This is a genomic window from Lentzea terrae (genome assembly GCF_003265345.1).
In the GTDB taxonomy this organism is placed as follows: Bacteria; Actinomycetota; Actinomycetes; order Mycobacteriales; family Pseudonocardiaceae; genus Lentzea; species Lentzea terrae.
Window position 1 is genome coordinate 73,030 of sequence record NZ_QFWW01000002.1, and the last position, 13,868, is coordinate 86,897.

A 13,868-nucleotide genomic window follows, 5' to 3' on the forward strand; every position below is an offset into this window, starting at 1 on the left:
CGAAACAATGAGTAAGACGCCTCCCCTGCCAAAGCGCCGGGAATTCCGCCGGAGGCCCATGTGACCACCACTCTTTCGAACCGCACGTTGAACCGGACGCTCCTCCAGCGGCAGCTGCTCCTGGAGCGGACGAACACGCCGATCGTGGCGGCCGTCGAGCACCTCGGCGGCCTCCAGGCCCAAGCGCCGGTGCCGCCGTACCTCGCGCTGTGGACGCGCCTCAAGCCGTTCAAGGTCGACGCGCTGAGCAAGCTGATCATCGACCGGTCGCTGGTGCGGATGACGTTGTGGCGCGGCACGTTGCACCTCATTTCGGCCGACGACGTGTACCTGATGCGGACGGCGCTGCAACCGGAGCTCAACAAGTGGGCGAAGATCGTGATGCCGCCGGCGAGCAGGGTCGAGATCGACCTCGACAAGCTGGCGCGGATCACCCGCGAGTACATCGACACCGAACCGCGCACGGTGGCGGAGATCGGCGCGTTCCTGGAAGAGCACTTCCCCGAGGCGAAGGCGCGCGAGCTGTCGACGCAGGCGCAGATGCTGGTGCCGATGATCCAGGTGCCGCCGCGCGGGATCTGGGGCGTGGGCGGCATTCCGCAGAACGTCGCGATGGCCACGTGGCTCGGCCGTGAGCTGCCGTCGTCGGCCGCGGTGCCGGAGCTGATCAAGCGCTACCTGCGGGCGTTCGGGCCGGCGACGCTCGCGGACATGCAGGCGTGGTCGCGGCTGATCGGGCTCAAGGCGCACGCGGCCGACCTGGAACTGGTCGAGTACCAGAACGAGGCCGGCAAGGTGCTGCTGGACGTGCCGGACGGTGTGATCGTGGACGAGGACGCGCCCGCGCCCGCACGGCTGCTGCCCGCGTTCGACAACGTGCTGCTGGGGCACGCCGACCGGGCGCGGATCATGAACGAGGAAGCACGGTCGCGGTGGGGCGCGGTGCGCAACGGGGTCTTCCCACCGACGTTCCTGGTGGACGGGTTCCTGCGCGGCACCTGGAACGTCGTGGAGACCAAGGACACCGCGACGCTCACGATCGAGCCGTACTTCAAGACGTTCAAGAAGGACCTGGCCGGTGTGGTCCGCGAGGCCAAGGCGGTGCTGAAGGTGATGGCGCCGAAGAAGCAGCACGTGATCGTTGCCCCTTGATGTACACACCCGAGTTCTTCGCCGACCCGCATCCGACCTACGCGCGGATGCGGGAGGAGGCGGCCGTCCACCACGTCACCGAACCCAACGGGCTCAAGCACTTCTTCGTGCTGCGCTACGCCGAGGCTCGCGCCGCGCTCGCCGATCCCCGGCTGGCCAAGGATCCGCGGCACGCGTGGGAGGCGTTGCGCGCGGCGGGCATGGTGAGCGGAGAGCCGCAGGACGCGACGTTCGACCTGCACACCACCGATCCGCCGGAGCACACCCGGCTGAGGTCATTGGTGGCCAAGGCGTTCACCTCAGGCCGGGTCGCCGCGCTTCGACCGCGCGTGCAGGAGATCGCCGACGAGTTGCTCGACGCGACGGGCGAGGAGTTCGACGTCATCGCCGACTACGCCTACCCGCTGTCGTTGACGGTGATCGCCGAGTTGCTGGGCGTGCCGATCGACGACCAGGACTCCTTCCGCGCGTGGACGATCGCCGCGCTGACACCGGCGACCCGTGCGGAAGGCGGCCGGCAGCTTCGCGCGCACATGACCGAGCTCGTGGCCGCGCACCGGCCGGGAGACGACCTGCTCAGCGAGCTGATCGCGGCCGGCCTGAGCACCGAGCAGGTGGTCGCGCTGGCGCAGCAGCTGCTCTTCGCCGGTCACGAGCCCACCACGAACCTGATCGGCAACGCGGTCGTCGCGCTGCTGCGCAATCCGGGAGCCGGTGCGCCGAACCTCGACGAGCTCATGCGCTACGACGGTCCGACGGCACGGGCGTCCCCGCGGTACGCGACCGAAGACCTGCAGATCGGTGGCGTCGAAGTCCCCAAGGGCGGCGTCGTGATCGTGGGCATCGCGGCGGCGAACCGCGACCCACGCCGGTTCACCGCACCCGACGCGCTCGATCTGTCCAGAGTGGACAACCCGCATCTCGCGTTCGGCCACGGCGTCCACCGCTGTGTCGGTGCGGCCCTGGCCCGGCTGGAGGGCGAGGTGGCCATCACCACGCTGCTGGACCGCTACCCGGACCTGCGGCTCGTCGCGGAACCCGAGTGGCTGCCGTTCCCGGTGTTCCGCGGCGTCTCGTCGCTCAGGGTGCGACGACCTGCCTGATCACGTCGAGCGTGGCCGTGATCGCGGGCCGGCGCGAGGCCTGCTTCCGCCACACCGCGTACAGCCGCCGCGTGGGCGTGGGCCGCAGCGGCACGATGCGAACGGTGTCCGGCACCTCTCCCCTGCCCAGCCGCGGGATCAATGCCACGCCGATCCCCTTGTCCAGCAACGCGATCTGCGTCCGGTACTCACTGATGCGGTACGCCACCACCGGTTCGATGCCCGCGCCGTGGAACGTCCGCTCCAACCAGTCGAAGCAGATCGACCCCTCCGTCTGGCAGATCCACCGCTCGCCGGCGAGGTCGGCGGGTTCGAGGAACTCCCTGCGGGCCAACGGGTTCGTGGCGGGCACCAGCACCTCGGCGACGTCTTCGAATAGGAACGCGCGGGACAGCGACTCCGGCACCGGCAGTGGCGTGTTCGCCCAGTCGTGCACGATGGCCAGGTCGAGCTCACCGCGTGCAACGGCCTCGGTGGCGTGGGGCGGGTCGATCTCCGTCAGCCGCACGTCGAGAGCCGGGTGCTGCTCGGTCAGCCGCGCCAGGACCTCCGGCAGGAGACCGCGTGCCGCCGTGGCGAAGGAACCGACGCAGAGGCGGCCGATCGCGGTGCCGCGTTGTTCTTCCAGCGCCACCTCGGCCTCTTCCACGAGCTTCAGCACGTGGCTCGCGGTGTCGGCGAGCAGGCGGGCGGCGTCGGTGAGGCGGACGCCCCGGCCCGCCCGTTCCAGCAGCGTGGTGCGGGTTTCGCGTTCGAGCTTGGCGATCTGCTGCGAGACCGCGGACGGCGTGTAGCCGAGCACCTCGGCCGCGGCGCCGACCGTGCCGTGCACCGCGACGGCGTGCAGCGCTTTCAGTCTTCCCAGGTCGAGCATGTAGCGATGCTAAACCCATAACCTAAGTAATCGGAACTAGTGCTAAATAGTTAGCCCCTGCAAGCTTGGACCCATGAGTCCCCGTCACGTCCTGCTCGCCACCCTGGTCGCCGCCATCTGGGGCTTCAACTTCGTCGTGCTCAAGGTCGGCCTCGACGAGTTCCCGCCGATCCTGTTCTCGGCGCTGAGGTTCCTCGCCGCGGCGGTGCCGGCGATCTTCTTCGTGGGCCGGCCGCGGGTGGCGTGGCGCTGGATCATCGCGGTCGGGCTGGTGCTGGGCGTCGCGAAGTTCAGCTTCCTGTTCATCGGCCTCAAGGCAGGCATGCCGGCGGGCCTGGGTTCGCTGGTGCTGCAGAGCCAGGTGATCTTCACGACGCTGTTCGCGGCGGTCGTGCTGCGCGAACGGCCGAAGTCCGTGCAGGTCGCCGGAATCGCGCTGGCCGTCGCGGGCATCGGGGTGATCGCGTGGGACTACGGGCTCTCGTCGCCGCTGTTGGGGTTCGTGCTGCTGGTCGCGGCGGCGGCGTGCTGGGGCGTGTCGAACGTGCTGATGCGGTACGCGAAGCCCGCGGACGCGTTGCGGTTCATGGTGTGGGTGAGCGCGGTGGCGGTGCTGCCGCTCTTCGCCCTGGCGTTCCTGACCGAGGACATGTCGGCGCTCGGCCGCCTCGACTGGGCCGGCGTGGGCGCCGTCGGGTATGTCGCGTGGATCTCGACGCTGCTCGGGTTCGCCATCTGGGGGTTCCTGCTGCGCAAGTACGAGTCGTCGGTCGTCGCGCCGTTCTCGTTGCTGGTGCCGGTGTTCGGGATGTTCTCGGCGTGGGCGTTCCTCGACGAGGAGCTGAGCGGGCTGCAGGCGGCGGCCGGCGGGCTGGTGCTGGCCGGGCTCGCTATCCCGCAGCTGGTGGGGCGCCGGGCGGCACGAACGGAAGTCCGGCGGGAGCTCCTCGTTCCAGCAGGTCGATGACCGCCTTGGTGTCGAGGTTCTCCGCGACCAGGTCGCCCAGGAGGTCCAGCTGGGCCTCACGGGCGGCCTGGAAGCTCACCTCGCCGGGCACGAAGTCCCTGCCCGCGCGTTCGGCGGCCCAGCCGAGGAACTTGCGGCGGAACCCGTCGTTCTCCAGCAGCCCGTGCCAGTGCGTGCCGAGGATCCGCTCGGTCTGCGCGCCTTCGTCGTCGACGAGCGGGTTCTCGGTGCTGCGCACGACCTGACCGTGGTGGATCTCGTAGCCGGTGACGTGTTCGTCCCACGCGACGGCGCTGGGTGTGGCGAGGGTTTTCTTCGGCTGGAAGCGGATGTCGACGTCGAGCAGCCCCAGCCCGTTGGTGACGCCGTCCTTGGACTCCACGTCGTCCTCGATCCGCTGCGACAGCATCTGGAAGCCGCCGCAGATGCCCAGGATCGGGCCGTCGAAGCGCTGGATCGCCTGGGCCAGACCGGTTTCGCGCAGCCAACCGAGGTCGGAGACGGTGGCCTTGGAACCGGGCAGCACCACCAGGTCCGCGTCCGCCAACCTGGACGGCTCCGTCACGAACCGCACGGAAACGCCCGGCTCGCAAGCCAACGCCTCCACGTCGGTGGCGTTCGAGATGCGCGGCAACCGGATCACGGCGACCCGCAGCCAGTCCTTCTTCGGGGGCTGCGGCCGGCCGACGACGCCATCGGCGTTGTAGGACAACGAATCCTCGGCGTCGAGCCAGAGTTCCTCACGCCACGGCAGCACGCCGAGCACCGGACGTCCGGTCAGGGCCTTGATCTGGTGCAGGCCCGGTTCGAGCAGCCGGGGGTCGCCGCGGAACTTGTTGACCACGAAGCCGGAGATCAACGCCTGGTCGGCCGCGTCGAGCACCGCCACCGTGCCGAAGAGGTGCGCGAACACGCCCCCGCGGTCGATGTCGCCGATGACCAGCACGGGGAGCTTGGCCCGCGTCGCCAGTCCCATGTTCGCGATGTCGTTGGCACGCAAGTTGATCTCAGCCGGCGAGCCCGCACCCTCGCAGATGACGACCTCGTGCTCGGACCGCAGTCCGTCCAAAGTGGACAAGACCGTGTCGAGCAGCTGCTGCTTGCGGTCGCGGTAGCTCAACGCGGAGACCTCGCCGACCGCCTGACCGAGCACCACGACCTGCGACGTGCGGTCACTCCCCGGCTTCAGCAGCACGGGGTTGAACCGCACGCTGGGCTCCTTGAACGCCGCCCGCGCCTGCAGCGCCTGCGCGCGCCCGATCTCCCCGCCGTCGAGTGTGACGAACGAGTTGTTGGACATGTTCTGCGCCTTGAACGGCACGACGTCCACGCCCTGGCGTGCCAGAAAGCGGCACAGACCGGCGACCAGGACGCTCTTGCCCGCGTCCGAAGTCGTCCCACAGATCAACATCGCGCCCCGCATGGACGCCAATGCTGCCATCATCACCCACATGGTCACCGTCGTCCTCATGCACAGCCCGTTCCTCGGCCCGTCGAGCATGCGTCCGCTCGCCGACGAACTGGCCTCAGACGGGGTGGGCGTGCTGCTGGTCGACCTGCAGATGACCATCAACGAGGCCCCGGTGCACCAGCGGCTGATCGGCGCGTTCGCCGACGCCCTGGAGGACTCCGGCGTCTCCGGCCCGCTGGTCCTGGTCGGTCACAGCGGCGCCGGCCCGTTGCTGCCGGCCTTCGCGGACGCCCTGGAACTGGACGTGGCGGGCCTGGTGTTCCTCGACTCCGACCTGCCGACGCCGGGCAGGGCGTGGCGCGAGACCGTGGACCCCGAGCTGGTCCGCCAGGTGAAGGCCTCGGTCCGGGACGGCAAGCTGCCGCGCTGGGACCGGTGGTTCGCCGAGGACCCGCTGCGGCTGGTGCCCGCCGAGCTGCGCGAGGAGATGCGCGACGAGGCACCCGAGGTGCCGTGGGAGTTCCTGAAGGAGCAGCGCCCGGTCGTCGAGTGGGCCGGGGCGTGCGGGTACGTGCTGCTGTCCGCGGTCTACGACGACCAGGCGGACAAGGCGGAAGCGCTGGGCTGGCCCGTTGAGCGCGTCGAGTCGCACCACCTGGCGGCCGCGACGTCGCCCTCGGCAGTCGCGGCCGCGCTCAAGTCGGTGATAAACGCGCTGTGAGCGCGGGTTCGCTGGCTTGACCTGGCGGCATGTGCCGGATGGTCTTCGCCGGCCACGCACCGAAGCGCAGGTGCGGGAGCTACGCCGCCTCGCCACCCGCAACGGCATCACGGAGGCAGCCGGGCTGGCGGCACGCGACCCTTGCCAAGCCACCTGACGCCGCGCCACCCCCAACTGCGTCAGCAGACTGTGAGGATCTCCGCGCCGTCGTTGGTGACGACGATCGTGTGCTCGAACTGAGCGGTCCAGCTCTTGTCCTTCGTGGTGACGGTCCAGTTGTCGTCCCACATGTCGTGCTCGAAGTCCCCGAGCGTGATCATCGGCTCGATCGTGAACGTCATGCCCGGCTCGAGCACGGTCTTCATCGACGGCTCGTCGTAGTGCAGCACCACGAGCCCGCTGTGGAACGAGCGGCCGATGCCGTGGCCGGTGAAGTCGCGCACGACGCCGTAGCCGAAGCGCTTGGCGTAGGCCTCGATGACGCGGCCGATGACGTTGATCTCGCGGCCGGGCTTCACGGCCTTGATCGCGCGCATGGTCGCCTCGTGCGTGCGCTCGACCAGCAGCCGGTTCTCCTCGGACACGTTGCCGGCGAGGAAGGTGGCGTTCGTGTCGCCGTGCACGCCGCCGATGAACGCCGTCACGTCGATGTTCACGATGTCGCCGTCCTCGACGACCGTGGAGTCCGGGATGCCGTGGCAGATGACCTCGTTCAGCGAGGTGCAGCACGACTTCGGGAAGCCGCGGTAGCCGAGCGTCGACGGGTACGCGCCGTTGTCGCACAGGAACTCGTGCGCCACCGCGTCGATCTCGTCGGTGGTGACGCCGGGCACGACGACCTTGCCGGCCTCCTGCAGCGCCTGGGCGGCGAGGCGGCCGGCGATCCGCATGGCCTCGATGATCTCCGGCGTCTGCACCCACGGGTCGGTGCCGCGCTGCGGCGCGGGCTTGTCCACGTACTCGGGACGCACGATGCGCGAGGGCACCTGACGCCGCGGGGACTGGACACCGGGTTGCAGTGGAGCACGAACAGCCATGCGGCCCAGCCTACTTGGCGCCGACCGAACCGCCTCGGACCTGGTCCTGGCCGCGCATCCACGGCGGCTCGGCGGGAACGTCCCACTCGCGCGACTCCCGAGGTGCGGGAAGCAGCACGCCGGCGCGGAGCAGTCGCTCCCGCAACGTGAACAGGTCAGGTTGAGTCATCACGGCACCGCCTTCAGGAACCTCGCCGCCACGTCCACGGCTGGTGTCGAGGTCTCCCCGCTGAGCACCAGCGTCGCGAACGCCAGATCGCCCCGGTAGCCCATGAACCACCCGTGTGAGTGCACGCCGTCGCCGAACTGCGCGGTACCAGTCTTGCCGCGCACGTCTCCGTACGGCTTGAGTTGCGGTGCAGTGCCGTAGTCGACGACCTCGCGCATCATCTGCCGCACCGGGTCGAGCGCCGCGGCAGGCGGCCCGGCCGGCTGCTTGTCGGCTTTGGTCTCCTTGCCGCGCACCAGCTGCGGCACCGGCATCGAGCCCTTCGCGATGGACGCCGAGACCAGCGCCATGCCGAACGGCGACGCCACCACCTTGCCCTGGCCGAACGCGTCCTCCGCCCGTTCCACGACGTCGGTCGCGGGCGGCAGGGAACCGGTGATCGTGGTCAGGCCGGCCACGTCGAAGTCGACGCCGAGGCCGAGCGACAACCCGGCGTTGGTCAGCTGGTCCGGCGCCATGTCGACGGCGAGCTGCGCGAACGTGGTGTTGCAGGAGAACGCGAAGGCGCTGCGCAGCGGAATCGTGCCCTTGTCGAACTCGTTGGAGTTCGGCACGATCCGGCGCCCGGCGATGGTGGTCTTGCCGGGGCACGGCAGCGGCGTCTCGGCGTTGACCTTGCCGGACTCGATCGCGGCCAGCGCGGACACGGCCTTCAGCGTGGAGCCCGGCGGGAAGCGGCCGGTCAGCGCGAGGGCGCCCTGGGCGTCGGCGGGGTCGTTCTGCGCGACGGCGAGGATGTCGCCGGTGGACGGCTGGATCGCGACCAGCACGGTCGGCTGCTGCACCGGTTCGACGGCGTCCTCCGCGGCGGCCTGGATCGCGCGGGACAGCGCGATGTTCACGGCCTTGGCGGGCTCGGGTGCCTTCGAGTACAGCTCCTCGACCTCGGTGCCCTGCGCGTCGATCGTGGCGACCCGGAAGCCGGACTGGCCCGCGATGTCGTTCTCGACCAGCTTGCGGACCGCGGGCAGCACCTGGTTGCCGAAGTTGCGGCTGGGCGCCAGCAACGACGTCTGCGAGCTGAACCGCACGCCGGGCAGCTCGTAGATCTTCGGCTTCACGGTCTGGTAGTCGGCGTCCCGGAGCGCGGCGACCTGGTAGGCCTGACCTTCCGGGGTCTTGCCGGCGCCGTCGGTGATCGACTGCTGGGTGATCGCCTTGTCGAGCGGGCCCAGCGCGTCCGCGAGGGTCTTGGCGACCGCACCGACGTCACCGGCCTCCTTGGCGACGAGGAGGACCGACACGACGCGTTCGGGGGCCAGCAACGGCGTGCCGTCGCGGTCGAGCACCGGCGCCGGGTCCGGCTTGAGCTCGGTGACCTTGATGGACTGCTGCGGCGCGAGCTTCGGGTGCACCACGGACGACTGCCAGTGCACCTTCCAGAAGTCGCCCTCCTGGCGCACGTCGAACTTGGTCGAGTAGGTCCAGTGGCGGTTCTTGTCGAGGTCCCAGTCGAGCGAGACGCTCGCCTCGGACGCCGTCTCGCCGTTCTTGCGGATCTGGTCGACCTTGCTGGTGAGCCCCTTCGGCTTCAGCGCACCCCGGAACTTCTCCAGGGCGTCCTTGGCCTCGTTCGGGTTGTCGGTGAGCCCGGCGGCACCCTGCACGTCACCGGACGCGAGCTTCGCCAGGAAGTCGTTGGTGATCTCCGGAGCCCCGGGTTCCGACTTGAACAGGCCGCAGCCGCTCAGCGTCACCGTCAGTACCGTGATCGTCGCGAGAAGGCGCACCCGCGCGAGTATGCCCGTTCAGAACAGGACAGTCGCGTACTGGCCCACCTGTTCGAAGCCGATTCGGCGGTAGGCGGCCTGGGCGACGTGGTTGTAGCCGTTCACGTAGAGGCTCGCCGTGCGGTTGAGGACTCGGGTGAGGCGGTCGGCCACTGCCGCCGTTCCTGCAGTACCGATGCCCTCGCCGCGGCGGTCGGGACGCACCCAGACGCCCTGGATCTGCCCCACGCGCGACGACATGGCGCCGATCTCCGCCTTGAACACGACCTCGCCGTTCTCGAACCTGGCGAACGCCCGGCCCGCGGCGATCAGCTCACTCACCCTCGCCCGGTAGCCCGCCCCGCCGTCCTCGGCGCACGGGTCGATGCCGACCTCTTCGACGAACATCGAGATCGCCGCCGGGAGGTACCGGCTCAGCTCGCTCGGGCGGACCTGGCGGACCAGCGGGTCCGGCGCGACCTTCGGGGTCGTGGAGATCGCCATCAACGGCTGGTCGCCGCGCACCTCGCGGGCGGGACCCCAGTCGGGCTGGAGCTCGTCCCACAGGGTCAAGACCTGTTCGGCGGGGCCGACCAGGCTGGAGCACATGCGGCCCCTCCTGCGCGCCCGGTCCGCGAACATCCGCATCGCCGACGCGCTGCCCTTGAGCGGGATCAGGTTCGGCCCGGAGAAGCACAGGCCGTCCACCCTGCCCCTGATCGGCCGCGAGTCTGAGCCCCACATCTCGCCGCCCAGCCGCCACGGGTCGAGGCCGGCCACTTCCACCCTTGCCGCGACCATGCACGCAGCTACGGGGTCGTTGTCGAACACCCCGCGCACGTCGATGAGGTCGCGTTCGTCCAGGACGCGCGCTCCGGCCAGCCTCAGCACGCTCATCAGCGTGCCAGATGAAACGTGTGTGTGGCATCAGCCAACAGAGCGCACTGATCGTGACGATCCGCACCTGCTCAAACGCACGCGGGGCGCTTTCGCTCGGTCAGACCGAACGAAAGCGCCCCGCGTGCACTTCAAACTGCGTCAGCCGACGGTGACCGCCGGGGTGCCGCCCTCGACCGGTTCCATCTCCTCGGCGAGGCGCATGGCCTCTTCGATGAGGGTCTCCACGATGGCGTGTTCCGGGACGGTCTTGATGACCTTGCCCTTCACGAAGATCTGGCCCTTGCCGTTGCCGGACGCGACGCCCAGGTCGGCCTCGCGGGCCTCGCCGGGGCCGTTCACGACGCAGCCCATGACCGCGACGCGCAGCGGCACCTCCATGCCCTCCAGACCGGCGGTGACCTGCTCGGCGAGCGTGTACACGTCGACCTGGGCGCGGCCGCAGGACGGGCAGGACACGATCTCGAGCTTGCGCGGCCGCAGGTTCAGCGACTGGAGGATCTGGTGGCCGACCTTGATCTCCTCGACCGGAGGAGCCGAGAGCGACACCCGGATCGTGTCGCCGATGCCCTGGCGCAGCAGCGCACCGAAGGCCACGGCGGACTTGATGGTGCCCTGGAAGGCGGGTCCGGCCTCGGTGACGCCCAGGTGGAGCGGGTAGTCGCACTGCTCGGCCAGCAGCTCGTAGGCCCGCACCATGACCACCGGGTCGTTGTGCTTCACCGAGATCTTGATGTCGTGGAAGTCGTGCTCCGCGAAGAGCGAGGCCTCCCACATCGCCGACTCGGCCAGGGCCTCCGGGGTGGCCTTGCCGTACTTCTGCAGCAGCCGGGGGTCCAGCGAACCCGCGTTGACGCCGATCCGGATCGGGGTGCCGTGGTCGCGCGCGGCGGCCGCGATCTCCTTCACCTGGTCGTCGAACTTGCGGATGTTGCCGGGGTTCACCCGGACCGCCGCACAGCCGGCCTCGATGGCCGCGAACACGTACTTCGGCTGGAAGTGGATGTCCGCGATCACCGGGATCTGGGACTTCTTGGCGATCGCGGGCAGCGCGTCCGCGTCGTCCTGCGACGGGCAGGCGACCCGGACGATGTCGCAGCCGGACGCGGTGAGCTCCGCGATCTGCTGCAGCGTCGCGTTGACGTCCGACGTCAGGGTCGTCGTCATCGACTGAACGGAGACGGGGAACTCGCTGCCGACACCGACGTTGCCCACCATCAGCTGCCTGGTCTTGCGACGTTCGGACAGCACCGGCGGCGGCAGTGCCGGCATTCCGAGCATCACGCCGTCACTCATGGGTTTTGCACCTTTCGTAAATCACTGCAACCTGATCGGGTTGACGATGTCGGCGGTCACGGTCAGCAGCGTGATGGCGCCGCCGATGAAGATGACCACGTAGGTGAGCGGCAACAGGCGCAGGTAGTTGACCGGGGCGCCGGCGGGCTTCCCGCGCAGCTTCCGAATCCAGTCTCGCACCCGTTCGTAGAGGTTGACGGCGATGTGACCACCGTCAAGCGGCAGCAGCGGCAGGAGGTTGAACACACCGACGAAGAAGTTCAGGCCCGCCAGCATCAGGATGAAGAACGCCCAGAGGCCGCGTTCCGCCGCGTCGCCGCCGAGCCGGGAGGCACCGACGACGGAGATCGGGGTGTCGAGGTCGCGCTCGCCGCCGCCGATGGCCTTGACCACGGCCGGGATGCGCTCCGGGAAGCGCATGAGGCCCTTCCAGGTGTTCACGAACATCTCGCCGGTGAAGGACACGGTGGCCGGGATCGCATCGATCGGGCCGTAGGTGAACGCCTGCTGGACGATCACGCCGATGGCGCCGACCTGCTTGACCTCGACGCCGCCCTTGCCGTCGGAGATCTGCCGGGTGACCTTCGGCACGTCGACGGTGAGGGCGATTTCCTTGTCGTCGCGCAGCACCTTGAACTCGTTGGGGCCGCTGAGGTCGCGGGTGACCTTCTGCATGTCCGACCAGGTCGCGATCGGCTTGCCCGCGATCGAGACGATCTGGTCGCCCGGCTGCAGGCCCGCGCTCTTCGCCGGGGACGGCGCGCCCGCGGGGCACGGCGCGTCGAAGGGGACCGTGTAGTCCTGCACGCAGTCGGAGACCTGCGCGAGCACCGGCACGTCCTTGTTGTTCGGCAGGCCGAGCGACATCGCGAGGATCAGCAGGATGATGAAGCCGAGGATGAAGTGCGTGATCGAGCCGGCGGAGAGCACGACGACGCGCTTCCAGACCTTCTGGTTGTAGAAGGCCCGCTTGCGGTCGTCCGGGTGCACGTCCTCGAGCGCCGTCATGCCGGTGATCTCGCAGAAACCGCCGGCCGGGATCGCCTTCAGGCCGTACTCGGTCTCACCCTTGCGGAACGAGAAGATCTTCGGCCCGAAGCCGATGAAGTAGCGGGTGACCTTCATGCCGAAGGCCTTGGCGGTGGCCAGGTGCCCGAGCTCGTGCAGCGCGATCGACGCCGCGATGCCGAACGCGAACAGCAGCACCCCGAGGGCGTTGATGAATGTGTTCACGAAAGCTCAGTTCCTTCCAACCAGCTCGCGGGCACGTGCGCGTGCCCAGTCCTCGGCGGCCAGGACCTCGGCGACGTCCGCCGGATCCCTCTGCCAGTCATTCGCCTCGCCGAGAACCTGGCCGATGGTGTCCACGATCGACAGGAACGACGTCTTGCCCGCTACGAAGGCGGCGAGTGCCTCCTCGTTCGCGGCGTTGTAGATCGCGGGGAGACAGCCACCGCCGCTGCCCGCCTGCCGAGCGAGCTCGACCGCCGGGAACGTGACGCTGTCCAGCGGTTCGAACGTCCACGAGGTGGCGGTGTCAAAGGTACAGGCGGCGGCCGCACCGGCGACGCGCTCCGGCCAACCGAGACCGAGAGAGATGGGCAGTCGCATGTCCGGCGGCGACGCCTGAGCCAGCGTCGAGCCGTCGGTGAAGGTCACCATCGAGTGAATGATGGACTGCGGGTGCACCACCACGTCGACGCGGTCGTACGGCACCCCGAACAGCAGGTGCGCCTCGATCAGCTCGAGCCCCTTGTTCACCAGGTTCGCCGAGTTGATGGTGACGACCTGGCCCATCGACCACGTCGGGTGCGCCATCGCCTGCTGCACGGTGACGTTCTCGAGCTCGGCGCGGGTCTTGCCGCGGAACGGCCCACCGGACGCCGTCAGCACCAGCTTGTGGACCTCGTGCGCCGCGCCACCGCGCAGGCACTGCGCGAGCGCCGAGTGCTCCGAGTCGACCGGCACGATCTGGTCTGGCTTGGCCGCCTTCAGCACCAGCGGCCCGCCCGCGATGAGCGACTCCTTGTTGGCGAGCGCGAGCGTGGCGCCGGTCTCCAGCGCCTTCAGCGACGGCTCGAGGCCGCGCGAGCCGTCCATGCCGTTGAGGACGACGTCCGCGGGACAGGCTTCGATCAGGTCGACCATGCTGGTCAGCGTCTTGACGCCGGGCACGTCGGCACCGTTCGCGACTGCGACGGTCTGGACGCCGAACTCGGCTGCCTGCTCCTCGAGCAGGTCCAGCTGACGCCCGCCCGCGCCGAGGCCGACCACCTGGAAGCGGTCGCGGTTGCGCCGGATGACGTCGAGCGCCTGGGTGCCGACGGAGCCGGTCGATCCCAGGATCAGGACAGTGCGTGGAGTACTCATCGCCCCTCATTGTTCCGGAGAGTGCCTGAGAGCCCGGCACAGCCCGTTACTTTGATAACGGAGTGGTTTTGGAGGCGTGAAGTCGCCAGTTCGGGGGCATTC

Annotated in this window: 13 protein-coding genes; 4 read left to right on the forward strand and 9 right to left on the reverse strand. The window is 69.3% G+C overall.

The genetic code is table 11. The features are described from left to right. The first annotated feature begins 60 nt into the window (after window positions 1–60). Both DI276_RS03530 and DI276_RS03535 read left to right on the forward strand, forming a co-directional pair. The gene (locus tag DI276_RS03530; RefSeq protein WP_157984496.1) at window positions 61–1,152 is read left to right on the forward strand and encodes a winged helix DNA-binding domain-containing protein; all 1,092 of its coding nucleotides are present in this window, start codon (window positions 61–63) and stop codon (window positions 1,150–1,152) included. Beyond that, a complete protein-coding gene (locus tag DI276_RS03535; RefSeq protein ID WP_112261834.1) occupies window positions 1,152–2,255 on the forward strand; it encodes a cytochrome P450 family protein in 1,104 nt (367 codons plus the stop codon). The genes DI276_RS03530 and DI276_RS03535 overlap by 1 nt, the downstream gene beginning before the upstream one ends. Here the strand turns inward: DI276_RS03535 and DI276_RS03540 are convergent. Next, window positions 2,233–3,129, reverse strand: coding sequence for a LysR family transcriptional regulator (locus DI276_RS03540; RefSeq protein ID WP_112261835.1), 897 nt, complete (start codon window positions 3,127–3,129; stop codon window positions 2,233–2,235). The genes DI276_RS03535 and DI276_RS03540 overlap by 23 nt on opposite strands. Before the next feature lie 73 nt (window positions 3,130–3,202). Here DI276_RS03540 and DI276_RS03545 point away from each other — a divergent pair, with 73 nt between their 5' ends. After that, window positions 3,203–4,096 carry an EamA family transporter gene (locus DI276_RS03545; protein WP_112261836.1) on the forward strand — a complete coding sequence of 298 codons (894 nt, stop codon included), beginning with the start codon at window positions 3,203–3,205 and terminating at the stop codon, window positions 4,094–4,096. Here DI276_RS03545 and DI276_RS03550 read toward each other — a convergent pair. Continuing rightward, entirely contained in the window at window positions 4,020–5,519 is a 1,500-nt protein-coding gene (locus tag DI276_RS03550; protein ID WP_112261837.1) for a cobyric acid synthase, read from the reverse strand. The genes DI276_RS03545 and DI276_RS03550 overlap by 77 nt on opposite strands. Before the next feature lie 28 nt (window positions 5,520–5,547). Here DI276_RS03550 and DI276_RS03555 point away from each other — a divergent pair, with 28 nt between their 5' ends. Continuing rightward, on the forward strand, window positions 5,548–6,228 hold the full coding sequence (locus tag DI276_RS03555; RefSeq protein WP_112262184.1) for an alpha/beta fold hydrolase: 681 nt from the start codon (window positions 5,548–5,550) through the stop codon (window positions 6,226–6,228). A gap of 179 nt (window positions 6,229–6,407) precedes the next feature. On the opposite strand, the gene map is transcribed toward DI276_RS03555, so the two are convergent. The 7 genes from map to dxr form a co-directional block, all read right to left on the reverse strand. Beyond that, window positions 6,408–7,265, reverse strand: a complete 858-nt coding sequence (gene map / locus DI276_RS03560; RefSeq protein ID WP_112261838.1) for a type I methionyl aminopeptidase — start codon at window positions 7,263–7,265, stop codon at window positions 6,408–6,410. Between the two features lie 10 nt (window positions 7,266–7,275). Then, the gene (locus DI276_RS49720) at window positions 7,276–7,434 is read right to left on the reverse strand and encodes a hypothetical protein (RefSeq protein WP_157984498.1); all 159 of its coding nucleotides are present in this window, start codon (window positions 7,432–7,434) and stop codon (window positions 7,276–7,278) included. Then, window positions 7,434–9,224, reverse strand: coding sequence for a penicillin-binding transpeptidase domain-containing protein (locus tag DI276_RS03565; protein WP_232836429.1), 1,791 nt, complete (start codon window positions 9,222–9,224; stop codon window positions 7,434–7,436). The genes DI276_RS49720 and DI276_RS03565 overlap by 1 nt, the downstream gene beginning before the upstream one ends. A gap of 18 nt (window positions 9,225–9,242) precedes the next feature. Beyond that, complete coding sequence (locus tag DI276_RS03570; protein ID WP_198680444.1) at window positions 9,243–10,094, reverse strand: GNAT family N-acetyltransferase; 852 nt, start codon at window positions 10,092–10,094, stop codon at window positions 9,243–9,245. A gap of 147 nt (window positions 10,095–10,241) precedes the next feature. Next, window positions 10,242–11,372, reverse strand: a complete 1,131-nt coding sequence (gene ispG / locus DI276_RS03575) for a flavodoxin-dependent (E)-4-hydroxy-3-methylbut-2-enyl-diphosphate synthase (RefSeq protein ID WP_112262186.1) — start codon at window positions 11,370–11,372, stop codon at window positions 10,242–10,244. Between the two features lie 45 nt (window positions 11,373–11,417). After that, entirely contained in the window at window positions 11,418–12,629 is a 1,212-nt protein-coding gene (locus DI276_RS03580; protein WP_112261840.1) for a M50 family metallopeptidase, read from the reverse strand. Between the two features lie 6 nt (window positions 12,630–12,635). Then, window positions 12,636–13,766: a 1-deoxy-D-xylulose-5-phosphate reductoisomerase gene (gene dxr / locus DI276_RS03585; RefSeq protein WP_112261841.1), complete on the reverse strand. Its 1,131-nt coding sequence runs from the start codon at window positions 13,764–13,766 to the stop codon at window positions 12,636–12,638. Window positions 13,767–13,868: the final 102 nt, after the last annotated feature.